The following is a 23,475-nucleotide window of genomic DNA, read 5'->3' on the forward strand; positions in this document are numbered from 1 at the left end:
CCCTAAATCCCCCTTAAAAAGGGGGACTTTGATTCTTGTTCCCCCCTTTTTAAGGGGGGTTAGGGGGGATCAATCAGTACCTAAAATCATAGCCAACCACTTTTAAAAAATCCTCTAAACGATTACGCGATCGCACCAGTTCTTTATAATTTTAAAAACTAGAAAACTCAATAATATTCAAATTAGATGACACGGTTCATACATGACAAATTTGCCAAAGACTATCTAGAAGAACTACTAAAAGACTACGGAGAAGTCAAAGCATCAGAAAAAGTCTCAGGAGAAATCAAAGAAATAGATGTCTTCTTCACACCCAACAAACAGCAAACACCTAACTTAGAAATCCTGGGTTTACTAGGAAGATTTGCCGAAAATCCAGCCATTATAGAACCCTTTCGCAATCCAGCATCCACCGATGAAATCTGTGATTGTATACTCAAATTATTAGAAGTCAAAGCCTCACTGCGACGAGAAGCTAAAACCAACAAAACCAAACTTCAAGACGCAGAAATTCCCCAATTATGGGTACTGACTCCCACAGTATCCGAAACTAGATTATCTAGCTTTGGAACTATCCAAAAACCCGATTGGATATCAGGAGTACATTTTCTTCCAGATGCACTACGCACAGCCATTGTCGCCATACATCAACTACCACAAACACCCGAAACGCTATGGCTGAGGCTTTTAGGTAGAGGAAACGTACAATCCCAAGCAATTATGGAATTGCAAGCGTTACCATTAAATCATCCATACCAAAAAGCCACCCTCGAATTAGTTTACAACCTGCGCGAAAACTTAAGAATCAATCAAGAATTAGAAACAGACGATAGGGAGTTAGTTATGCGATTAGAACCACTTTATCAAAGAGATAGAGAACAAGCTATATGGCAAGGAAAGCAAGAGGGAAGGAAAGAAGGAGAACAAGACTTAATATTACGTTTACTCAATCGCCGACTTGGGGAAATTAACCAATCATTAATCGAGAGCATTCAAAGATTATCAATTGAACAATTAGAAAATCTAGGAGAAGCATTACTAGACTTTTCTAACATTGCTGATTTAGAAACTTGGTTAACCCAACAACAAGAATAAACCATCAAAAATCAAACTTAAATTGTAGGGTGTGTTACGGCTGTGAAAGCATTTGGAAGTGTGAGCAAATCATATCTAGCCGTAACGCACCGTATGATGGTGGTGCGTTACGCTTTGCTTGAACGCACCCTACTTAATAATTGTTATCTTTCTTCATCAGGATTAAGCCAGTTTTCTACCTTTAAATTAGAAACGCGGGAAAATTCACGAACATTGGCTGTAATCGGCTAAGTCTTCATCCAGTGGTTCAAGAGTGGAAAGGGTTTCTAGCAGGGATTTTTTCTGAATAGGGGAAATGATAGCGAAGTGAATACCATTTTGGATGATAGTGAGGGGTTCACCTGTTTTTTGCGCTTGGTTAATTAACTTTTGAACAGTTTCAGGCAGTTCTGCAAATGTAATTTGCTGCATAGTAGTTTATAAAGGTTAAATGCTAGAAATTTACTTTGTGTTCTTTCTTTATCATAGAGTCTATTGATAAAGTAAATATATAGTAGGGGAGGCAAAAAGCGGTGTGGATTTTCCTCCCGCTTTATTGCCGTTGTGTTACGGCTGTGAAAGAATTTGGGTATGTTAAAAATATATATAACAAACTTGTGTACTAATGTCAGCCAGAGATTTATTTCATGAAGCAGTCAAAAATGCACTTCAAAAAGAAAACTGGATAGTTACTGATGATCCACTAGAAATCGAATTTGAGGAAGTAACACTTAAAATTGACTTAGGTGCGGAAAGGCTGATAGCCGCAGAAAGAGAAGGAGAAAAGATAGCTGTAGAAATTAAAAGTTTTGCCAGTAACTCGGCGGTTAGTGACTTTCACACGGCTTTAGGACAGTTCTTAAATTATCAAATTGCCCTTGAAGAAACTCAACCAGAACGTAGATTATATTTAGCAATCCCAGTTGACGCATATAGTACATTTTTTCAGACTAGATTAGCACAAATTGCAGTCCAAAAACATAAGTTAAAATTAATGATATATGATCCAATCATGGAGGTAATCTTATTATGGACAGATTAGAAATATATCGTCAACATATCCAAAATTTGTTAACTAAACATAGTCAGTCTAAACCTAACCATGAAGAAATTGAAAATCAATTATTATTGGATACAGCACATGATCATTATCAGTTGATGCGTATAGGTTGGAATGGTTTAAATCGTGTGTATCACAGTGTCATTCATTTTGATATTAAAAATGGCAAAATCTGGATTCAGCAAAATATGACAGATGTGGATTTAGCACAGGAACTCTTGGAAATGGGAGTACCAAAGGAAGATATTGTGTTTGGTTTACAACCACCATACAAACGTCCATACACGGGATATGGAGTGGCTTGAAGCATTTCAGGAAGTTCTGCAAGGGTAATTTGTTTTATTTATCCTAACGAAACGTGATCTGTGTTTAATACCCAAAGGCTCATACATTATTATTTATATCTAATTCACGCTCATCACGCAGTTCCTGCGCTAGTTGTGCAAACTCTTCATCTCCCTCAAAAATCCCAATAAAATCTGTCCAGGGATTATTGGTTACTTCTAGCGTCAGCACTTCCATATTTGCCAGTTTAGCCTGAACTTGCTCCTGTACAGATGCGATGCCTCCGGCAACCCCAAAGGGGAACGCAATTTCACGAGTTTCAGCTTCCACCATACAATCAGGTAATTCTGGAACTGACGCGATAAAATTTCCTGACTCAGCTTGTTCAACTAGAACATGAAGAGACAATTTATGTAAACTTGTGACGGCTAGAAGATTCATAAATACTGGTGTTAGGTTCTCTTTCTCATCATAATACTTCCATTAACCAGCATTTTTCCCCGCTATTTCATCATTCCCCTTATCGCCAATTTGCGCCACCGTCTCAGGTAAATCAGCATTTAAAATGCGTTCACTTAACTTTGCTAAAATCGCCTGTCTTAACTGTTGATCATCAGGTAATTTTGCTAAAATGTCGTCAACAATCTGCTCAACCTGCGACTCTCTCTTATGATCTACCCATACCATTCGATTGATATCATTACCATCAGGACGAGTGATAGTAATACGTCGTGCTTCAAAACCTTCGCCTTTGGCGGCGACTTCTTTTTGTAAAGCTTCCAAATTCTTAAACCGACGCACCAAATCGGCTAATTTCATCTCAAAGGCAACTGCATCATCATCAGTCCAAGATTCTGCCGGTTTATCGGCTACAATCATCACCAAAGCTTCTAACCATTGAGCATCAGTTTTAGTTTCATCCGATGCAGCCCGAATAAAGCGTTTGAGTAGAGGTTCAATACATTTTCCGGCTAAATAATTCGCCCTGACTCGCAAATCTTCCCGCAATTTTGTTTCTGGACTTCTCACCCCAAAGGCTTCATAAATCAATTTTTGACAATCACTCAATAATTGATCGTAAGCTGTATGAATATCTCTTAAAGCATGAACTAACTTAGTCCGTAAACTTCTCGCTGTTACGCCATCATCACCAGTTTCCGTCCCAATTGCAGGTAAATTACAAGCTGCGGGTAAAGCTTTAAATAATAATTCGTCAGGCTCAACAGTGGTTTGTAATGCTTTTAAAATGGCTCTCGGTTCTGTTGCAAGTCTTTTTGTTTGTTGAGTGTATTTCGGCAGTTTTTTCACAAATTGATAAAGGGGAGTCACCACTGTTAATAAAGTCGCGTTACGCACTTTACCTAATTTCTTTAACTGGGGATTGCGTAAAATAACTTCCAATTCTTTAAATACTTCCGCCCTTAATCCCACAACTGCAAAATATTTAACTGCAAATCGTTCGGGATATTTAACTAACAATTCAAAATGTTCTGTTCCCAATACCGGAATAAATGTCCCGTCTTGATATAACCCCAAATCATCAGCGTGATACAACAACACAGCCGCTAAAATCACGGGAACTGCACCCTGTTTTACCCCGAATGGTGGTGCTGATAAATGTTGATAGAGTAAATCAAAACTTTGGCTTTTCTCGGTTGCTGCTAGACAAAAATCTTCAACGGCTTCCCACAGAGAATTTAAACCAGAATTTTCCAATGGTGGGTAAAAATCCCAGTCTTCATCTTCTTGACGTTCGCGCAGCGTGCCGGAGGCATGAATCCCTGTTTCCTCTAACAGAGAATAATACATACTCACTTCCGGGCCATATCCTTCTAAGCCTAATCTTTCTTCATGTTGATGTTCTAACATCGCCTGAATCAATTCCCGCCTAGCTTTCGCCCCTTGGGAGGTTAAATCACGGCGGTTGATTAATTCATTCCATAAAATGGGACTGTGATGATAAGTGCGATCGCAAATCTCCGACAGCTTACTATTAAAGTCAGTAATGTTATTTAATGTCTCGACTTGTCCCTGAATCCAACATTGCTGATTCATTCCAATACTAAAGCACTGATTCAGGGTTTCATCTAAAAATTCTTCCGCTTCTTGTAAGCGATAATTTACCTCTTTTCTCGCCACCCCATCAGTTTGCAACTCTTTGGCGGTTTTTTTGATATTACTTAAAGCCACAAATTCCAGGGTACGAATTCGCAATATCTCTAAGCTAGGCGCACCCAAAATCACCAATGGCTTACCATCGCTAGTTGTAGCAGTAACAGCACTCGGAACTATATCATCTACCCAATACCCAACAAAACCATCTGCATCTATGCTATTGCAACTTAACTGACTTAAATCTTGGGAATTATCTAAATAATGGCGTTCAAAATAACGTAAAGTCCCCGTTTTGTAGCTGTGGCGTTGGGCGACTAAAGGTTTGAGAGGACGGTGTATAGATAATAGTTTAACTAAAGGAGTTCTCTCTTGTTCTATATATGTACTTAACTCACTGTCAACATTAAAATCCGAACCTTGCCAAATCCGCAATTCATCTAACTGACGACGATGGGTAATGAGATTCTGTTTTAGTAGTTTATCAATAATTTCTTGCCAATAATTAATCTCTGCGGCCGAGGGGAAATTACACATCGCTAAACAGACTAAATTTCTCGTTGCCCGCATTGAACCTGTAATAGTAATCAGGTTAAAAATCCCAATTGTTTTTAGTACCCTGAGACTATCTTCTTCTAAACGTTTAGCATCATTAATTAAATCTTGCACTTCTACCCATCTTTGCAAATTAGGGCGAGAAGCTAAACCCATTCCCGCAGATTCAATAAAATAATCATAAACTTGGTAGACTTTTAGACACGGTAAATCATAATCTTGCACCGTTTCTGATTCTAAGAAATTACGAAACGATAAAGGCTCACTACTCGTTAAAAATGTGAATAAAGAACGGTCATTTTGAGCATACTTTTGACAGAGGCTCGGTAACACCAAAGCCGATAAAGGATGTAGTGGGTAAACTTTTTTGATGACTTGAGCAGTGATTTCTTCATCAACAATGATTGATTCTAAATACTTACTCCAATCCTTAGAGTAAGTATGAGTTGCACTATTAATATTATCTGCTGCTGATGAATTAATGGCTTCACCAATCAAACTCATCATTTGTCCAGATGATTCAGTAAAGGGAATATCCTCAAATCTTCCCTGAATCTTCGCCCATTCGTTTTTTTGAATAGTTGCTAAACGTTGACCATATTCTGCAAAAGCTTGATGTAAGATACCTAAAATATAAATAGGATGTTTGCTATCTTTTGGTAATTCCGCTAATTGTTGTAAAAGATATAAATCCTCATCTCCTTGAGCATGAGCAGCATACTCTAGATTCTTCCCTAATTCATCAATAACCAGGAAAATTCCTGTTTGAGATTCCTTAGCTAATTCCAACACCAAATGAGGAATTTCTCTACTATCAACCTTGCCACCATCATTAATTTCAGCTTCTAAATCTACCAACTGACGCACAACATTAATTTTATTTTTTTGGCTAGCCGTCCAAAAATGATCAACGCCAGTTAACAAAGCCCTAATAATAGTATGACTAATCGGTTCTCTTTGTCCCGTAGCTACAGCCCTAATTAATCCTTTTGGGTTAATCTTCTCTTGAATTAATTGATAAATATCACTATCTTGCCCTAATTTATCTTCAGCTATGGATAAAGCTTTAATATGTATTTTACTTTGGGATTTAGCAGCCAGGGAAATTAAATAGTGAGCGAAAGCAGATTTCCCAGTTCCATAAACACTGGTTAAAGTCCAAGCTCTATTTCCCTCATCAGAATTCAAATTACTTAAAATACGTTTTAGAGCATCAATAGCTCTTTTAGTCAGCACATAACCGTCTAAAGCTTCCACACTATCTAAATCTCTTTCTAAGTTAATAGAACGAGAATAGCGACGCTGGAGACTAAAATAATGGGATAGCTTTTTGTTGGTCATAATTTCACTCATTTTTATCAATAAATATATAGTAATTATCAGCTAGAGTAGGACAGATGATTTTAATTCCGTTCTCTACGATAATATTTATCTAAAATTTCTTCAGCTAATATCTCTGGATTTTCCGGTAAAGATAACTGAATTAACCCGGCGGTATCAGAAAGAACTATCGCATTAAATTCTTTAGCAACTGTCTCAATAGCTGCACATAAAATACTTTCCGTCAGTTTAAATACCATCCCCGGACTACCTTCATCATAAAGTAACTTACGAATGGTAATTGTATTACTATCTTGATTTGCCCAACTAGCATATTCTAAACAAGTAGCAACTATAACTGATGCAGGTAAATTAGCTTTTGCGCCAATTTTAAACTGATAATTTTTGCCAAAATGACGAATTAAACCCAGTTCATTGAAAGGACAATCAATAGAATCCTCTATAGGGGTATTGTCTCTAATAAAATCCTGTGTTGCATACATTCTTAAAATACAATTGACATCTTTAATGAAAGAAGAATCAGCAATATTTTTGCTAAAATTCTTGATATAGTCTTTCAATCCTGCCAAAATATCTTCTTTTGTGAAATCTAAATCTCGAAAAATATTAAAAATATAATACCAAGCAGCCGCTTCACAAGTAGGTTTTAACAAATTCCAATGTAATAACCATAATGAAGCCGGATCTTCTAAATAAGCATCCCATCCATTATTACCTAAAAGTTTTTCTCCAAATGTTGTTGGCGAATTATTCTTATCAAGAATTTTGAACGCACTACACCAATAGCGAATAGCGCGTACCATATTTTTACCAACACCTAAACGTACAGGTGCATCATCCTGTAGGAAAACACCTGGATTTTTCTTGGCAGCATCAAATCCTTTTTTCAACCAGCCAAAACGAGGGTGAAAAGTTTCATGGTTAGCAAATACTGGATTAACTGGATTTTCCTGATGTTTTAAGTTCAGAGTAGTTTGGATCACGATAGGATGACGATATAATAGTAACTATTTTGTTTATTATGGCTCAAATTTAGATACAAGTTAATTAATTTATGCACAATAAATTTGAGCTTACATAATACTAACAAAATGATTTTATTTCTATATATTTACTAAAGTTAAAAATTTTAGCTTTAACTTATAAAGATAGAATATTACTTCAATCACTTTGAATCTTAAAAATTTCTGTTAGTGTTACATTATTTTTAGCATTCCGTTTATAGTAATGCACAGATTGTCAGCAATTGAATCATAGGGAGATTAACTGTAACCCAATCATACCCAGTCAATCATACCTTTTATACTTCATTGGGTCAGGTAATTAAATTTACCCGTGTAATCCTTACGAATAAGCGATCGCTACTTCCAAAAGCCAGCAGTCGGATTTGAACCGACGACCTTCCGATTACAAGTCGGATGCACTACCACTGTGCTATGCTGGCGAACTAGGTTAATGCTTTAAGCACTCACCGATTTATGATTGTAGCATAAGCAAGTTATTTGTCTACTCTTTATTTTGATTTTCCTTGGAGATCTAGACGGGTGTGCTGCTCATCTAGTTTTGCAACTATTGCCAATGTGTTCAGGGCTTAAGTGGGGTGCGTCAGATATCGAAAACCTGTTCATGTTTACCCAGTTATCTGTTCTGACGCACCCTACCAGAAACTTTGATGATGACAATTGCATCAGTCCGAATCTGGAAATTCCCAGAAATAATTGATTGGAAGCCCTCAGAAAGTTGATAAATTAATAGGCATAGCAAAAGCTAATTCAAATCCTAGACTTGCAGAAAAAACCTTGAGTACAGTTGCCAAACTGTATTTTTTTTGACATGGCTGGGCAAGGAACAGAAGTATAAAGTTGTTCTTTACAGATTCAAAAGCATGGCAGCATTGTTTGGACGAGATTTGTTAAGTCTGGCGGACTTGAATCCTACAGAACTTCAAGAACTCCTACAATTAGCAACTCAATTGAAATCACAAAAATTGCAGTTGCGGTGTAATAAGGTACTGGGTTTATTGTTTTCTAAAGCCTCAACTCGAACACGAGTGAGTTTTACAGTGGCAATGTATCAATTGGGTGGACAAGTCATTGATCTCAACCCTAATGTTACCCAAGTGAGTCGGGGAGAACCAGTACAGGATACAGCACGAGTATTAGATCGATATTTAGATATTCTGGCAATTCGCACTTTTGCCCAACAGGAGTTAGAAACTTTTGCTAACTATGCCAAGATTCCTGTAATTAATGCCCTGACAGATTTAGAACATCCCTGTCAGGTATTAGCCGATTTATTGACTGTGCAAGAATGCTTCGGCACAATTTCTGGGCTGACTTTGACTTACGTTGGTGATGGGAATAATGTAGCCAACTCTTTGATGTTAGGTTGTGCTTTGGCGGGGATGAATGTGAGAGTTGCTACTCCTAGTGGATATGAGCCAAATGCGGCGGTTGTAGAACAAGCACGGGCTATAGCTGGTGATCAAACGGAAGTCTTACTAACTCATGATCCAGCATTGGCAGCTAAGGGTGCATCTGTACTCTACACCGATGTTTGGGCAAGTATGGGGCAAGAAGCAGAAGCAGACGATCGCTTTCCCATTTTCCAACCTTATCAAATTTCGGAACAGCTATTGAGTCTGGCAGCATCAGATGCCATTGTTTTACATTGTTTACCGGCTCATCGTGGTGAAGAAATTACCGAAGAAGTCATTGAAGGTTCTCAATCACGGGTTTGGGATCAGGCAGAAAATCGATTGCACGCTCAAAAGGCCTTGTTGGCTAGTATCTTAGGGGCAGAGTAATTGGAATTAGGGAGTAGGGAAATCCTTAACGTGGCGCGAACTGCCTCCTGCCTTTTTCCGATAAAAATTAAAGGCAAAAGAAAGATAACTTCGGTTTCTTTTGCCTTTAATATTTTTATTTTGATTTTTATCTTGTGATTAGAGTTTTTTTATAGTACTAATGTTCTAGGGACATTTATATTTACTTCCCTTTTATTTTATGGAAAGACTAACAGAAGCGCAACAAGAACTTTATGAATGGCTGGCGGAATATATTCGCACACATCAGCATTCTCCTTCAATTCGTCAAATGATGCAAGCGATGAATTTAAAATCGCCTGCACCAATTCAAAGTCGTTTGGAACATTTACGTACCAAAGGATATATTGAATGGACTGAAGGGAAAGCGCGAACAATTCGGATTTTGCATTCCGTGAAGCAAGGTGTGCCAGTTTTGGGTACGATCGCAGCTGGTGGTTTAATCGAACCCTTTACCGATGCTGTAGACCATATTGACTTTAATAATATGGCTTTACCTCCCCAAACCTATGCGTTGCGGGTAACAGGGGATAGCATGATTGAAGATTTAATTACTGATGGTGATTTGGTATTTCTGCGCCCCGTTCCCGAACCCAATCATTTAAAAAATGGCACAATTGTCGCAGCCAGAGTTGATGGCTACGGTACTACCTTAAAACGTTTTTATCGCAGTGGCGATCGCGTCATCCTCAAACCCGCCAATCCCAAATACAACCCCATTGAAGTCTCTGCCATGCAAGTAGAGGTGCAAGGTTCACTCGTTGCGGTGTGGCGCGGTTATCTATGAAGAGGAACTGGGGACTGGGGACTAGGGACTGGGGATTGGGAAGAAACAGCAGAGAAGCAGAGGATCACAAACAGGACTTACGCCAGAGTAATCAATTTTCTGTTGGGGCAGTCAATAGTCAATAGTTGTCCATAGTCCATAGTTAAAAGCAAAACTAATAACTATTAACTACCTGTCCTCTTGTTTTAGTATGCCAGTTACCCAATCCCCAATCCCCAATCCCCAATCCCCAGTACCCAATCCCCAATCCCCAATCCCCAATCCCCAATCCCTCCTATGTACCTGACGCTAAATCCAGTGCAGCAACTTCCTACTTTCCGGTTAAAAGTACCTTTTGCCGGGGAGAGTAAGGGTAGTTATCAAACGCAGCCATTACCAGGATGCCCTAGAATGCCAGCATCTCTGCAATTACGCCAATATCAGCGACAAGCTATTACTAACTGGTTTGCGAATAATGGCAGAGGTACGCTAAAAATGGCTACTGGTAGTGGTAAAACTATCACTGCACTGGCTGTAGCTTGTGAACTGTACAAACAAATCAACTTGCAAGTGTTATTGGTGGTGTGTCCCTACCGCCATCTTGTTACCCAATGGGCTAGGGAATGCGAAAAGTTTAATTTACAGCCAATTTTAGCCTTTGAGAATGTCCGCAATTGGCAAAGTCAACTTTCTACCCAACTTTACAATCTGCGTTCTGGTTCTCAAAGTTTTGTCACGGTGATTACTACTAACTCCACGTTAATTGGTGATGGTTTGCAATCACAACTTAAGTATTTACCAGCGAAAACTCTAATTATTGGCGATGAAGCTCATAATTTAGGCGCACCAAAATTAGAAGAAAGTCTACCTCGGCGTGTGGGGTTGAGATTGGCTTTATCTGCTACACCCGAAAGATATTTTGATGATCAAGGTACCCAATCTTTATTTGATTATTTTGGCCCAGTTTTACAACCAGAGTTTACTTTAAAGGATGCGATCGCACAAGGAGCTTTAGTACATTACCTGTATTATCCCATACTGGTAGAGTTAACAGAATCTGAAAGTATTTCCTATTTAAAGTTAACGAAAAAAATCGGCAGGGCGCTACTATATCGAGAACGGGAAACCGGAGACTCAGCCAATTTTGAAGACAATGAAGATTTAAAGCCGTTATTAATGCAAAGAGCTAGATTAATTGGTGCAGCAGCTAATAAATTAACAGCTTTACGTGACTTAATGCAAACTCGTCGCGATACTACTCATACACTTTTTTATTGTAGTGATGGTTCACCAGAAATAGGACAGCGTTCATCTCTACGTCAACTCAAAGCCGTTGCCAAAATTTTGGGTGTGGAATTAGGTTATAAAGTCAGCACCTACACTGCCCAAACACCCTTAGAGGAAAGAGAAACCTTGCGTCATCAGTTTGAAAACGGTGAATTACAGGGTTTAGTAGCAATTCGCTGTTTAGATGAAGGTGTGGATATCCCAGCAATTCAAACGGCGGTGATTTTATCTAGTTCTGGTAATCCTCGCCAATTCATTCAGCGCCGAGGTAGAGTTTTGCGTCCTCACCCCAGTAAGGAACGGGCGACTATTTTCGATATGATTGTTTTACCACCAGATTTAGATAGAGAAACTATAGAAGTAGAACGCAATCTGTTAAGAAAAGAGTTACGTAGGTTTGTTGAATTTGCTGATTTGGCTGATAATGCTGGTGAAGCGAGAATTAAATTACTAAATTTACAAAAACGCTATGGATTACTCGATATTTGACGCGTAAAAGCTCAATTTAGACGCTTTCAAGTCAGCTAGTATCAATTGTATAAATAGTTGTATAATCAATCTAGGACATTTTAGTAATACAAAGTTATTAATATTGCAAACAATCATCCCAGTATCTTAACAAGATTTAACAGAACAAGTAGAACGACTGGAAAAAACCAAAATATGTTAAGCAATGTAAAAACATTAAGATTTAGTTCGTAGTCAGGACTTTAGTCCTTTTCTGTTACCTGCGGGACGCTGCGCGAACGCGGAGCGTCTGTATACGACACCCTATGGGAACACAGAGAGAACTAAAGTTCTGACTACAAACCTTTAATTATTTACCTGGTTCTACTTAAATGTGATTTGAGCAAAAAGTTAAATTTTGTCATCTGGCTTGAAGATTCATGCTTTTGAAGCTGATTTTGTGCTGTTCAGATTTTTAATATCACTTTTTTATTGCTTTCACTGAAAAACTTAACTAATGCCATCAATTTATCCTGTGGACTTACCTACCATAGAGCAGGTAATGGAGAGTTACCCTTTAACTGTGTTACCGGATACTCTGCTCGTTGATGTAATTGCTCTGATGAATCCGGTAAGCAGTAGTAAAGTAGAATCTGCATCTGATTTTAGTAGTTGTGTTTTAGTAGTTGAGGAAAAAAACTTAGTCGGTATATTCACTTTACGGGATGTAGTCAGGCTGACGGGGGCAGGGATAGATTTATCCAGGGTGAAAATTTCCGAGGTAATGACGCAACCAGTTATTAGCCTGACACTGGCTTCCGCTCAAAATGCTCTCACAGCTTTAAGTTTCATGCGCCAGCATCACATTCGCCATCTGCCTGTAGTAGATGAGCAAGGGCAATTGCTAGGCTTGATTACCCAAGACAGAATTCGTCAGGTACTCCAGCCAGCGCATCTGCTGAAACTGCGCTGTGTGACAGAGGTGATGGTGACAGAAGTTATTCATGCACTGCCCACTACATCTGTATTGGCATTATCGCAAATTATGAGCGATCGCCGGATCAGTTGTGTCGTCATTGTCGCCCCACAGGAGACAGTGTTGATACCAGTGGGGATAATCACCGAGAAAGATATTCTCAAAGTCCAGTTACAGGGACTAGATATAGCTCAAACCCAGGTACAAACTGTAATGAGTACCCCTGTATTAAGTATCAGTCCTAGTGAATCTTTGTGGACTGTTCACCAGTTGATGGAAGAGCGAGGGGTGCGACGGTTAGCCGTAGTAGGTGAACAAGGACAACTGCAAGGGCTGGTGACACAAACCAATCTCCTGCAAGTGCTTGATCCCCTAGAAATAGTCACAGTCATTCAAGCTTTACAAAACAAAGTTGCAGAGCAAACCCTTGAACTCAGGCAAACCAACCAGCAGTTAGCACAGGAAGTTAAACAACGCCGTCAGGTGGAAAAATCACTACGCCAAGCTCAACAAGAATTAGAGTTACGAGTGGTGGAGCGTACAGCCGAATTGGTAGCAGCCAATGCTTGTCTGCAACAGCGTGAACATCAATGGCAAGCATTGTTTGATCATGCTTTGGATGCGATCGCTATTACAAATGACGAGGGACAGTATATAGATGTCAATCCCGCAGCTTGTAAGTTGTTTGGTGTATCTAGGGAAGAACTTTTAGGTTCCACAATTGCGGACTTTGCCCCATCTGAATTTGATTTTACCCAAGCTTGGCAACAGTTCCGTGAACAAGGACAAATGGTTGGTAAGTTTAGCTTACATCGTCCTGATGGCACAGTGAGAGAAACTGAATTTGCGGCGGTTGCCAATTTTATTCCGCATCGCCATCTTTCTATACTGCGTGATGTGAGCGATCGGCAACAGGCTCAGGCAGCCCTGAGAGAAAGTGAGCAACGGCTCAATCTCGCTCTTTCAGCCAGCAGCACAGGGATGTGGGACTGGAATCTTCAAACTAATGAACTGATCTGGTCTGAGAGTATGTGTTATCTATTTGATCTCGATCCCCAGACATTTGACAACAGATTGGAATCATTTTTTAATTTCATCCACCCTGAAGACCGTAAATTTGTAGAACAATCCTTAATGAGGGCAATTGATGAGCAAGCCATCTGTAATATCGAATTTCGGGTAGTTTGGCTTGATGGTACAGTACACTGGGCAAATGGCAAAGGACAAGTCTTCTACGATGAAATTAATCGTCCACTCCGTATGATTGGAGTGCATCACGACATTACAGAACGCAAACAAGCTGAAACTGCACTTAGAGCCAGCCAGCAACAGCTACAGGCAATCATAGATAATTCTCCGGCTGTCATCTATGTCAAGGATGTGCAAGGGCGGCATACTCTGGTGAATTCTGAATTTGAAAGAATTACCCACCTGACACACGAGCAAGTTACAAATCAAACTAACTTTGAAGTATTCCCTCCTAACATTGCTCAAGTCTTCACCAGAAACGATCAAAATGTTCTCAGTTCTGTGACACCTTCGCAGTTTGAAGAAGTAATTGAGCTTGATGATGGTTTGCACACTTACTTAACAGTCAAGTTTCCCCTCTGCGCTAGTGATGGTAAACCCTACGCTATTTGTGGTATTTCCACAGATATCACTGAGCGCAAGCAGTCTCAAGAAGCACTAAAGGACAGTGAGCAAAAACTGCAAGCAATTATCAACAATTGTGCTGTGGCCATCTACATGGTTGACGCACAAAACAGACATCTGTTAGTTAATCGCTGGTATGCAGAACTCTTATCGACAACTCCAGAGAATATGGTGGGTAAGAGTATCTATGAATTTTGGACTGCTGAGATTGCTGATAAATTTGCTGCCTATAATCAACACGTACTCAAAACCAAGCAATTGATTCAAATAGAAGAAGTTGTTCCTCAAGCAGATGGGCTACACACCTACATCACTGTGAAGTTCCCCCTCTGCGATGCGACTGGTAAACCCTATGCTGTGGGTGGTATTTCCACTGATATCTCTGATCGCAAGTTAGCAGAACAAAAAATGGCCGAACAAGCCGCTTTAATTGATATCGCCACCGATGCCTTTTTCGTCCGAGATTTAGAAAACCGCATTTTGTTCTGGAGTCGAGGTGCTGAAAAATTATACGGTTGGACAGCAGAGGAAAGTGTAGGGAAATTAGCCCATGAACTTTTCCACACAGAATCCTTGTCTCAACTGGAAGCCGGTTTAAAAACCACTGTCGAACAAGGTTCTTGGCAAGGAGAGTTAGAGAAAACCACCAAAACTGGTAAAAAAATTATCGTTGCTAGTCGATGGACACTGATCAACAATCTATTCGGACAAACCCAATCTATCTTAGCAGTCAACACCGACATCACCGAGAAAAAACAACTAGAGCAGCAATTTTACCGCGCTCAACGCCTAGAGAGCGTAGGAACTTTAGCCAGTGGCATTGCTCACGATCTCAACAACGTTTTTGCTCCCATCATGATGATTGCCCAACTTTTGCCATTAAGATGCAAAAATGTTGATGCACGGACTCAAGAACTGTTCCAAACACTAGAAAACAGTTCCAAGCGGGGATCTGACTTAGTTAAACAAATTCTCACCTTTGCCCGTGGCACAGAAGGGAAACGCATCCTGTTGCAACCTGGACATTTGCTCAAAGAATTAGTCAAAGTCATCAAGCAGACATTTCCTAAATCAATTGAAATTGTTAATAATATTGCCACAAATACTTTGTGGCTGGTGCAAGCAGATCCCACCCAACTAGATCAGGTGTTCATGAACTTAGTAGTCAATGCCCGTGATGCCATGCCCAATGGTGGGAAGCTCACTATCACTGCTGAAAACCGGATAATTGACGAAACCTATGCGCGAATGCACCTAGAAGCACGCCCAGGAGACTACATCGTGGTGACTGTCTCAGATACAGGCACAGGAATTCCGCCAGAAATCTTAGAACGCATATTTGATCCCTTTTTTACTACTAAAGAAGTCGGTAAAGGTACAGGACTAGGACTATCAACGGCTTTAGGTATTATCAAGAATCACGACGGTTTTGTGCAAGTATCAACTCAGCTAGGTAAAGGAACACAACTTCAAGTGTTCTTACCCAGAGGAGAAGGCACAGCAACCGAGGCAATCATAGAGACGGAATTACCTAGAGGTAACGGTGAGTTGATTTTGGTTGTCGATGATGAAGCCATCGTCCAACAAACCATACAAGACACCCTGGAAAATCATCACTACAAAACCCTTGTCGCTGAAGATGGCATTGAGGCGATCGCACTATATGCCCAATATCAGCAAGAAATCAGCGTCGTCTTACTAGATATACTCATGCCTAACATGAACGGCTTAACAGCTATCCGCACCCTACGATCCCTCAACCCCAAAGTTAAGATTATTGCCACCAGTGGCTTACCCGCCAACGAACAGAAAGCGATCGCGGCTGGTGCAGAGAAATTTCTGTCTAAGCCCTACACCGCCACAGATTTATTGCATACTTTATCTGCTGTGATTGGGGAAGATTGGCGGAATTTACCAATGTAAAAGCAGCGATCGCGGCGGGTAAAATAGAGAAAAACGCCATTAAAAAAAACGAAGATGTCGCCAGAGCAAAATATTGATGATGTGCAAGAACCAATTATTAATGCTCCGCCAGAGGTGCGGCAAATTATTGAGCGAGTATGGCATCTAGAAAAAAACCGACTCGATAGGAAAAGTAACAGCCCCATCAACGATGATATTTTAGATATCGTGAAGGGGGCAGTACAATGAAGCTCACCTCAATTAAACTGTGTAACTTTCGCTCTTTTTATGGCAAAACACCAGAGATAATTCTGTCTGGGGGAGATGTCCTCAACACCACCATCATTCACGGCAATAATGGCGCAGGTAAAACCAGTTTACTGAATGCTTTTACGTGGGTATTATATGAGAAGTTTAGTGCTGCCTTTGCCTCTACAGAACAGTTAGTCAATAAACGAGCGATCGCAGAAGCTACACCCAATCAATCTGTAGAATGTTGGGTAGAAATTAACTGGGAACATGAAGGTAAACGCTACAATGTTAAACGCCAATGTCGAGTTTACAAAAACAAAACTGACGTTGCCATCACCAAAACCGAATTACTCATGCAAGTAGCTGGGGATGATGGAAGATGGTATTACCCCAGCCAGCAACCAGAAGAAATCATCGGGCAGATTTTACCAGTTAGTCTACATCAATATTTCTTCTTCGATGGTGAGCGTATAGAAGAAATAGTTCGTTCTGATAAAAAAGCTGAAATTGCCGAAGCCACCAAAATTTTCTTAGGCGTAGAAGTCATTAACCGTTCTATTAGACATCTAGGAGAAGCCAAAAAAACTTTAGAGAACGAGTTAAAAGCAATTGGTGATTCAGAAATCAAACAGTTATTACGTGAACAAGAAAAAATCGAGCAAGAAATTGCACGCATCAACACCCGCCAAGCAGAAATTAAGCAAGAAATAGAATATCAACAAACCTTTAAAAAAGAGACAGGTAATCGGTTACGTGAACTGAGTGCCGCTAAAGAACTACAAGAAAGACGACAAGAACTAGAAAATCAGAAAACAGCAAACCAAGACAACCTCAGACAAACTAGAGAAGCCCTGAAAAAAATTATTTCTGCGCGGGGTTATACAGTTCTCCTCTCAGATACTACAGCCCAATTTCGGACAATTCTCCATGATTTGAAACAGCGAGGTGAATTAACCTCTGGAATTTCACGGGAATTTGTTAATGAATTACTCAATTCTCAACGCTGTATTTGTGGTACAGAATTACATGAAGGTAGTCATGCTCATAGCAATGTCAGTCTGTGGTTAGATAAAGCTGGTTCTTCATCTGTAGAAGAAACAGCGATTCGCATGAGCGCCCAAGTAGACGAAATCGACAAACAAGCCACAGCATTTTGGGAAGAAGTAGACAGAGAGCAAGCGAGGATTAATCAATTACGCCAAAACATTTCCCAAATTGAAGTCGAATTAGATAGTATTCAAGAACGCTTGCGAAAAGATGCCAATGAAGAAATTAGCAGTTTACAAAAACGCCTAGATGAAATTGAAAATAAAATTGATGAATTAAACAGAGAACAAGGTGCAAATCAGCAGCAAATTTCTCACCTCAAAACCGAAATTGATGCCTTAGTCAAACAAATTGCCAAGCAGAAACTCAACGAAGATAAACAATTATTAGCACAACGGCGCATTAATGCCACCCAAGATGCCATTGAAAGGTTAACAGAAGTCCGCAACCGTCAAGAAAAGCAGTTTCGCTTGCAACTAGAAAAGCGATTACAAGAAATTTTTAATGCTATTTCTTTCACACCTTACATACCTCAAATTAGTGATAAGTATGAACTAACCCTAGTAGAAAACACAGCAGGTACAGAAGCCCCAGTTGCCGCATCTACCGGAGAAAATCAGATTCTGAGTTTATCCTTTATTGCCAGCATCATCGATAAAGTCCGCGAGTGGAGTGAAAAGCGCAAAATTCTCACCGTTCCTGATAGTAGTACCTTCCCCATAGTGATGGATTCACCTTTTGGTAGTTTGGACGAAAGTTATCGCCGCCGCGTCGCTCAAACTTTACCGAAATTAGCCAATCAATTAATTGTGTTAGTGACTAAAACTCAGTGGCGGGGTGAAGTAGAAGCAGAAATTTCAGACAGAATTGGTAGGGAATACGTACTGACTTATTATTCCTCGAAGCCAGATTGTGAGCAAGATTATCTTGAGGTGGCAGGAGAAAGATATCCTTTAGTTAAGCAAAGTCCAAATGAGTTTGAATACACAGAGATAATTGAGGTAGAACGGGATTGGTAAAAATAAATTTTAAAAACACCAATGTACACAACTGAAGGTAAAAGGCAGTAAAAGACGCAAGAGTTTACTATTAGTAACTTTGCGTCTTTGGTGATAGAATCAATCTGATTAAGCTGTCATCTATTAATACCAATTCACGAAAAGCCTGATACAAATAAAGCATCAAGAATAAAATCCCAACCTGTGATAGAAGCAACAACTGATGTGTTTAATTGTTCCAATCGCTTCCAGATAAATTCTCTTAATTCATCTAAATTTGAGAAGCTTTCCCAAGTTAGATGCCTTTTAACTTCTTCCCACAATCTTTCTATTGGATTAACTTGAGGTGTATGTGGAGGTTGAAATAACAAAACTATGTTTTCTGGTATTTTCAGATGCTGACTTAAATGAAAAGCCCCATTGTCTAACTGAAGAATATGAATATCTTGAGCATAAGTCTGGGAAAATTTTTCTAAAAAATATTGAAACAGGCTGTATTCAAATGAGAGAATTCCCAGATAAAATACTCTCCAGTTAAGGGTTCCACTAATCCATATAAGTAAAAATTATCCCGCTTCCATTGCATAATGCCGATGGGCTTGACTCCTTTTTTAGTAATTAGTCTCCCAGCTTCAGTCTTCAATCCCACACGGCTTTCGTCCCCACACCAATATCTCATTGTTTTTTGCCTATCTACTGGTGCTATGACGTGTTTTTTATTACTTCTAGGTATTGTGGCAGTTTTTTTAAATTCTGATTCTGCTTCGCTATCGTATTTAATACCTACTGCTCGCGGCACTTTTAGCTTTGCTTTCATTTGATAGCGCACTGTATCATGTACTACTTTATATGATGCTTCTATCCCTTCTACTGCTTTTAACCATGTTCGGATTTCCTCATAACTTTTGAATCCCTCCGATTCTTGAAGCTCTTTGTCTAGCTGCTCTCTTACTTGTAAGCTAATTATTGCAGGTCGCCCTGGACTCTTTAGAGTTGTTAATAGACCCTTGATTCCCGACTCTTGATAATTTTTTAACCATCTTTGTACCGTTACCCTTGCCCTTCCTACTACCACCGCTACATCTTGTATTGTTTTCACTTGTCCTATTTTCAGCAAATACAAAGCTTGAATCCGTTCAAAACTTGATGCTGTTTTTTGTTTTAAGAGCAACTCATGTAATTCCTCTACTGACTCTTTTATTTCTACTTTGGTTACTCCAGCCATCTTTGCTCGTTAATATTTATTCCTTATTTATCTGTATCATACTTTTCGTGAATTGGTATAAGGCATAGGATGGAAGAGAAGATCAGGAAAAACAAAATTAAAAATTGCCCATAGAGAAAATGCAATTGAGATGACAATCACAGCTAAAACTGGTGCAAGGGAAAGATACTGAAGAAAATAACCTTTTTGATCGCTTTGTTTTTGCATAAGATACTCACTCAAACAAGTTATTGAATTAATTGCAATCAAAGTGAGGCAAGGGAGATTTGTCTAAATTGTTTATGCAATTGACTGGAAAAATAGTTGTGTTTGCTTTGTATGAAAAACTGCCAGCATCCGAGGTAAAAGTTAAATCTACTTAACAAATTAATTACTATGATTTCATTAAGCTTCTAACTACAGATAGGATTTAAATTAATTGGTAATACTCAATATGGATGAGGAATTATATGGTATCAGAGAAATTACTGCTGCTGGCTGCTGGTATGGGCGATCGCCCTTACACTTAGTATAAAATAGTCAGGTTAGAGAGTGTGATCGCGTTGATATTTCAGTTACAATACCTACAAAGTATATATTTTCGTCATGGCTGCAAATAGAATCAAGGTTGCTAAAGATAAAGCTGAGTTGGTGAAATCATTAGTTACATCAAAAGACACAACAGGGCCATTCCAAACTTATGTAGAAGTCATGGTTTTTGCAGCTTCATTAGGCTTTAAATATAAAAAGCGTGTCCCTCTAGGCGAAACAACTAAAAGAGAACCTTCTCCAATTCCCCAAGAAAACTTTGCGTCATTGGGGTATGAACTAATTATTAAATTAATAGCAGTTAATGAAACTCAAGATATAGAGATAATTTCTTCAAGAGAAGAAGAATATGAAGATAAACGTACCCAAATATTTGAAGAATATGCTAATGGAGGGCTGGAAATATTAGAAAGTGAACTACGAGGAGCAGTTGATTATTCAGAACGTCTTCTATTATCTTTAATTTCTGAAAAACAAACTAAAGATTCACTAGAAGAAGAATTTGATTTAAGAAAATTTTTAAATTAATCTAAATTTTACCAATAAAATATGAAAAATTTAGGTTACTATTGCCAGTTACTTTCACAATTAAACGTGAGTAGCAGCCGTAAGCGTGGTAATGCTCAATATAAACCAATCTTAGTTTTAACGGTTATTGATCTGATTACACGAGGAATTATTGCTAACAATCAAATTCCAGTTTCTGAGGAATTAATTCAAACATTTGAAAGGTATTGGAATATTTTAGGATCTAAATCTTACAAAGGTGGTTTGCATTATCCATTCTTTCATCTCCAAAATGATGGCTTTTGGTACTTAGTATTGAAGCCGGAATTTAAGGGGTTACAGCCAAAAACAACTAACAAGCTAAAAGAGGCTGTTGCATATGCTTATCTTGATAATCAACTATTTAATTTTTTACAAGATGAATCTTCAAGACAAGAATTAATTGATGCACTTGCAACAACTTTTTTCCAAGAACAGCAGGATGAACTTGAAGAAATTTTACAAATTAATCAATCTTTTCTAGAAGATGATTTAGAAATAGCAAAATTAGTGAACTCAACAAACTTAGATATTAATCCAAAATGGTGTTTCAGAAAAGCAGCTATTAGAAATGCTTTTTTCAGAAAAACTATTGTTCATGTGTATGATTACAAATGTGCCTTTTGCGGTATTAGAGTAACTAAAGCCGTAAACCAAAATCTTGTAGATGGCGCACACATCAAACCATTTTCACAATTTTATGATAGTCGAATTCACAATGGTATTGCTCTTTGTAAGAATCACCATTGGGCTTTTGACCGTGGTTGGTTTACTGCTGATGAGCAATATAAAATTATTGTTAGCAAGGAATTAGAAGAAATATCTCCCCACACTAAACCTATGAAATTTTTTCATGGTGAAAGACTACTTTTACCAGAGAAAGAGCAATACTTTCCAGAATTAGAAGCGTTACAATGGCATCGCCAAAATTTATTTCAAGCTTAATTACAACACAAGTGGCAATCCTACTTCTTTTGGTTCTACAAACTCACCAGTAAAATTAATTGTTTTATTTTCTACAGTTCTCCCATTAGCTAAAGCCTTGCGAAGTTCAGCCACTTCCATCCGATCCTGAAGTCCACCCAAGATATAAATTAATAACTTAGCAGCTAAATCTTTTCCAGCAACCTGCACCCGCTTTTTATTCGGGTCATATAATACTCCATACCAAAGAGATTGGGGATACTCCATACCACTAAAGCCCCCTTGCTGGTCAAACTTCCGTAACTTCTTAAAAATGTTGCTTAGGGACAAACCCTTTTTAAACACTAAAAATCCTAAAGCTTGCGCTAGAGCCACTTGGGCTACAGGACGAAAAAGTATATTTGCTTCCCCACCTCCTTTTTCAAAGCTAAACCTTCTTAAAACAGGTGTATCCTCATGTTCCAAAATTTTCAGACTAGGTAGGCTAGCCAAATTATCAAAAAGTTTTCTAAATTCCTCAATTCCCTGCTCAATTTCCTCATTTTCTGGACGCATGGGAATTAAACCTTTCTCGAACGGTTTCCAGTGGGGGAACTTTTGACCCAAATATCTCTCAGACATATCTTGTAATGCTTGTAGCGTCGTTAAAACTGTAGAATTCGTCGCCACCGTTGCACTGTTCCAATTAACGCGAGGATTGCGATTTGGTCTTTGTTCTAAAAGCGGATGAGTAACAGCAATTTTTCGCGCCACAATTGCAAAACCATCATCTTCATTTAGCTGTGCTAACTGACCTTTAGTTAACGGTGCAGCCATCAAGTTAACATGAACAAAAACTGATCTCACCCGCCGCCTGGCTTCGTTGCGAGTCTCCCCAGCATTCACTGCACAAATGAATTCAATACCAATTTTTTCCTTGGGTAAGTTATGTAAATAAGTAGGATCTACCTGATATTGGTCTATCAAGTCTGACACTTTGATAAAACTATCATCAGCCGTTTTATCCTTTTTGTATCGCTGGAGTTTACCAGTTTTGATTAACTCCATCAACCCTTGCACCCCCATCAGACGATGTTGACCATCTAGCGCATAAATGGTGACGTTCTCTTCCGAAACATTAAGTAACCCGACCTTACCATCTTTGTCTAGAGGAGTAAAATTAGTCGTAGATGTTTTCGCTCGTCCTTCACTATCCCACTCAGTAGCTTTCTGGTCATCCGCCCAAGGCTGATTAATTACTACCAGCACAGGTGGAAACTTATGATTTCTTCTAGCAGCTAAATACTGAACTAACGGTGCTTGACGCGACCAGTCAAGGGGACGCTGTTGAATTTCATCGATACTATCTGCGTCAATTTCAATATTATCGGTTTCTGGATTGTACTTTTTTTGCAGTAGAGGTAAACCAGAGGCGAAGTGAACCCGACCTGCAAACCATTCTAAAGTTACAGAACCGACATAAGCCTCAGTTCCGCCCATTTCGGTTTTTTGAACCAGAATATGGTCTTTTTTATCTAAAAAGCTGCTTAGAAGTAAAGACAATACTTCTTTCTCCTTATTTTCTCGTTCTAGATACTCTCTAGCAATATCTGAAGTTGGGTTAGATGCACTATCTCTCATATTAATTTTTAAAAACTAAGTGAAAGTATATAGATATATTGCCCAAAAAAGTA

General features: G+C 39.0%; 19 protein-coding genes and 1 tRNA gene. 11 read left to right on the forward strand and 9 right to left on the reverse strand.

Going from position 1 to position 23,475, the window contains the following annotated elements:
• Window positions 1-186 precede the first annotated feature (186 nt).
• Entirely contained in the window at window positions 187-1,095 is a 909-nt protein-coding gene (locus NOS7524_RS12595) for a DUF4351 domain-containing protein (protein ID WP_015138863.1), read from the forward strand.
• 204 nt (window positions 1,096-1,299) lie between these two features.
• Here NOS7524_RS12595 and NOS7524_RS12600 read toward each other — a convergent pair whose 3' ends face one another.
• On the reverse strand, window positions 1,300-1,506 hold the full coding sequence (locus tag NOS7524_RS12600) for a hypothetical protein (protein WP_015138864.1): 207 nt from the start codon (window positions 1,504-1,506) through the stop codon (window positions 1,300-1,302).
• A gap of 193 nt (window positions 1,507-1,699) precedes the next feature.
• On the opposite strand from NOS7524_RS12600, the gene NOS7524_RS12605 reads away from it, so the two are divergent.
• On the forward strand, window positions 1,700-2,116 hold the full coding sequence (locus NOS7524_RS12605; protein ID WP_015138865.1) for a XisH family protein: 417 nt from the start codon (window positions 1,700-1,702) through the stop codon (window positions 2,114-2,116).
• The gene (locus NOS7524_RS12610; protein WP_015138866.1) at window positions 2,104-2,439 is read left to right on the forward strand and encodes a XisI protein; all 336 of its coding nucleotides are present in this window, start codon (window positions 2,104-2,106) and stop codon (window positions 2,437-2,439) included. The genes NOS7524_RS12605 and NOS7524_RS12610 overlap by 13 nt, the downstream gene beginning before the upstream one ends.
• A gap of 79 nt (window positions 2,440-2,518) precedes the next feature.
• On the opposite strand, the gene NOS7524_RS12615 is transcribed toward NOS7524_RS12610, so the two are convergent.
• The 4 genes from NOS7524_RS12615 to NOS7524_RS12630 form a co-directional block, all read right to left on the reverse strand.
• Complete coding sequence (locus NOS7524_RS12615) at window positions 2,519-2,860, reverse strand: type II toxin-antitoxin system HicB family antitoxin (protein WP_015138867.1); 342 nt, start codon at window positions 2,858-2,860, stop codon at window positions 2,519-2,521.
• Window positions 2,861-2,902: 42 nt separating this feature from the next.
• Complete coding sequence (locus tag NOS7524_RS12620; protein ID WP_015138868.1) at window positions 2,903-6,427, reverse strand: hypothetical protein; 3,525 nt, start codon at window positions 6,425-6,427, stop codon at window positions 2,903-2,905.
• Window positions 6,428-6,489: 62 nt separating this feature from the next.
• Window positions 6,490-7,410 carry a DUF4007 family protein gene (locus tag NOS7524_RS12625; protein WP_015138869.1) on the reverse strand — a complete coding sequence of 307 codons (921 nt, stop codon included), beginning with the start codon at window positions 7,408-7,410 and terminating at the stop codon, window positions 6,490-6,492.
• A gap of 389 nt (window positions 7,411-7,799) precedes the next feature.
• Window positions 7,800-7,871, reverse strand: a tRNA-Thr gene (locus tag NOS7524_RS12630).
• 441 nt (window positions 7,872-8,312) lie between these two features.
• Between NOS7524_RS12630 and argF the strand changes: the two genes are divergently transcribed.
• The 6 genes from argF to NOS7524_RS12655 all read left to right on the forward strand — a co-directional run bounded on the left by argF (window position 8,313) and on the right by NOS7524_RS12655 (window position 18,600).
• A complete protein-coding gene (argF, locus tag NOS7524_RS12635; RefSeq protein WP_015138870.1) occupies window positions 8,313-9,233 on the forward strand; it encodes an ornithine carbamoyltransferase in 921 nt (306 codons plus the stop codon).
• A gap of 199 nt (window positions 9,234-9,432) precedes the next feature.
• A complete protein-coding gene (gene lexA / locus NOS7524_RS12640) occupies window positions 9,433-10,038 on the forward strand; it encodes a transcriptional repressor LexA (RefSeq protein ID WP_015138871.1) in 606 nt (201 codons plus the stop codon).
• Window positions 10,039-10,314: 276 nt separating this feature from the next.
• Window positions 10,315-11,793: a DNA phosphorothioation system restriction enzyme gene (locus NOS7524_RS12645; RefSeq protein ID WP_015138872.1), complete on the forward strand. Its 1,479-nt coding sequence runs from the start codon at window positions 10,315-10,317 to the stop codon at window positions 11,791-11,793.
• A gap of 475 nt (window positions 11,794-12,268) precedes the next feature.
• Window positions 12,269-16,303, forward strand: coding sequence for a PAS domain S-box protein (locus NOS7524_RS12650; RefSeq protein ID WP_015138873.1), 4,035 nt, complete (start codon window positions 12,269-12,271; stop codon window positions 16,301-16,303).
• 54 nt (window positions 16,304-16,357) lie between these two features.
• Window positions 16,358-16,531, forward strand: a complete 174-nt coding sequence (locus tag NOS7524_RS30015) for a hypothetical protein (protein ID WP_015138874.1) — start codon at window positions 16,358-16,360, stop codon at window positions 16,529-16,531.
• Complete coding sequence (locus tag NOS7524_RS12655; protein WP_015138875.1) at window positions 16,528-18,600, forward strand: AAA family ATPase; 2,073 nt, start codon at window positions 16,528-16,530, stop codon at window positions 18,598-18,600. Before NOS7524_RS30015 ends, NOS7524_RS12655 begins: the two co-directional genes overlap by 4 nt.
• A gap of 134 nt (window positions 18,601-18,734) precedes the next feature.
• Here NOS7524_RS12655 and NOS7524_RS30710 read toward each other — a convergent pair whose 3' ends face one another.
• The 3 genes from NOS7524_RS30710 to NOS7524_RS28635 are packed head-to-tail and all read right to left on the reverse strand — an operon-like array spanning window position 18,735 to window position 20,011.
• The gene (locus NOS7524_RS30710; RefSeq protein ID WP_327084611.1) at window positions 18,735-19,136 is read right to left on the reverse strand and encodes a transposase; all 402 of its coding nucleotides are present in this window, start codon (window positions 19,134-19,136) and stop codon (window positions 18,735-18,737) included.
• On the reverse strand, window positions 19,052-19,804 hold the full coding sequence (locus NOS7524_RS29435) for an IS630 family transposase (protein WP_015137665.1): 753 nt from the start codon (window positions 19,802-19,804) through the stop codon (window positions 19,052-19,054). Before NOS7524_RS29435 ends, NOS7524_RS30710 begins: the two co-directional genes overlap by 85 nt.
• 36 nt (window positions 19,805-19,840) lie before the next feature.
• The gene (locus NOS7524_RS28635; protein WP_015138876.1) at window positions 19,841-20,011 is read right to left on the reverse strand and encodes a Photosystem I reaction centre subunit IX / PsaJ; all 171 of its coding nucleotides are present in this window, start codon (window positions 20,009-20,011) and stop codon (window positions 19,841-19,843) included.
• A gap of 378 nt (window positions 20,012-20,389) precedes the next feature.
• Here NOS7524_RS28635 and NOS7524_RS12670 point away from each other — a divergent pair, with 378 nt between their 5' ends.
• Complete coding sequence (locus NOS7524_RS12670; RefSeq protein WP_015138877.1) at window positions 20,390-20,860, forward strand: DNA phosphorothioation-associated protein 4; 471 nt, start codon at window positions 20,390-20,392, stop codon at window positions 20,858-20,860.
• Window positions 20,861-20,881: 21 nt separating this feature from the next.
• Window positions 20,882-21,823: an HNH endonuclease gene (locus NOS7524_RS12675; RefSeq protein WP_015138878.1), complete on the forward strand. Its 942-nt coding sequence runs from the start codon at window positions 20,882-20,884 to the stop codon at window positions 21,821-21,823.
• Here NOS7524_RS12675 and NOS7524_RS12680 read toward each other — a convergent pair whose 3' ends face one another.
• Window positions 21,824-23,422, reverse strand: coding sequence for a DGQHR domain-containing protein (locus NOS7524_RS12680; RefSeq protein WP_015138879.1), 1,599 nt, complete (start codon window positions 23,420-23,422; stop codon window positions 21,824-21,826).
• Window positions 23,423-23,475: the final 53 nt, after the last annotated feature.

Origin of the sequence: Nostoc sp. PCC 7524 (genome assembly GCF_000316645.1) — a bacterium.
GTDB lineage: Bacteria > Cyanobacteriota > Cyanobacteriia > Cyanobacteriales > Nostocaceae > Trichormus.

Bases quoted from the DNA above. Each gene is read 5' to 3' on its own strand.
- NOS7524_RS28635 (WP_015138876.1), bottom strand. From the start codon at position 20,011: ATGCAAAAACAAAGCGATCAAAAAGGTTATTTTCTTCAGTATCTTTCC.
- NOS7524_RS30015 (WP_015138874.1), top strand. From the start codon at position 16,358: ATGTCGCCAGAGCAAAATATTGATGATGTGCAAGAACCAATTATTAAT.
- lexA (WP_015138871.1), top strand. From the start codon at position 9,433: ATGGAAAGACTAACAGAAGCGCAACAAGAACTTTATGAATGGCTGGCG.
- NOS7524_RS12650 (WP_015138873.1), top strand. From the start codon at position 12,269: ATGCCATCAATTTATCCTGTGGACTTACCTACCATAGAGCAGGTAATG.
- NOS7524_RS29435 (WP_015137665.1), bottom strand. From the start codon at position 19,804: ATGGCTGGAGTAACCAAAGTAGAAATAAAAGAGTCAGTAGAGGAATTA.
- argF (WP_015138870.1), top strand. From the start codon at position 8,313: ATGGCAGCATTGTTTGGACGAGATTTGTTAAGTCTGGCGGACTTGAAT.
- NOS7524_RS12605 (WP_015138865.1), top strand. From the start codon at position 1,700: ATGTCAGCCAGAGATTTATTTCATGAAGCAGTCAAAAATGCACTTCAA.
- NOS7524_RS12675 (WP_015138878.1), top strand. From the start codon at position 20,882: ATGAAAAATTTAGGTTACTATTGCCAGTTACTTTCACAATTAAACGTG.
- NOS7524_RS12595 (WP_015138863.1), top strand. From the start codon at position 187: ATGACACGGTTCATACATGACAAATTTGCCAAAGACTATCTAGAAGAA.
- NOS7524_RS12620 (WP_015138868.1), bottom strand. From the start codon at position 6,427: ATGACCAACAAAAAGCTATCCCATTATTTTAGTCTCCAGCGTCGCTAT.
- NOS7524_RS12615 (WP_015138867.1), bottom strand. From the start codon at position 2,860: ATGAATCTTCTAGCCGTCACAAGTTTACATAAATTGTCTCTTCATGTT.
- NOS7524_RS12645 (WP_015138872.1), top strand. From the start codon at position 10,315: ATGTACCTGACGCTAAATCCAGTGCAGCAACTTCCTACTTTCCGGTTA.
- NOS7524_RS12610 (WP_015138866.1), top strand. From the start codon at position 2,104: ATGGACAGATTAGAAATATATCGTCAACATATCCAAAATTTGTTAACT.
- NOS7524_RS12680 (WP_015138879.1), bottom strand. From the start codon at position 23,422: ATGAGAGATAGTGCATCTAACCCAACTTCAGATATTGCTAGAGAGTAT.
- NOS7524_RS12655 (WP_015138875.1), top strand. From the start codon at position 16,528: ATGAAGCTCACCTCAATTAAACTGTGTAACTTTCGCTCTTTTTATGGC.
- NOS7524_RS12600 (WP_015138864.1), bottom strand. From the start codon at position 1,506: ATGCAGCAAATTACATTTGCAGAACTGCCTGAAACTGTTCAAAAGTTA.
- NOS7524_RS12670 (WP_015138877.1), top strand. From the start codon at position 20,390: ATGGCTGCAAATAGAATCAAGGTTGCTAAAGATAAAGCTGAGTTGGTG.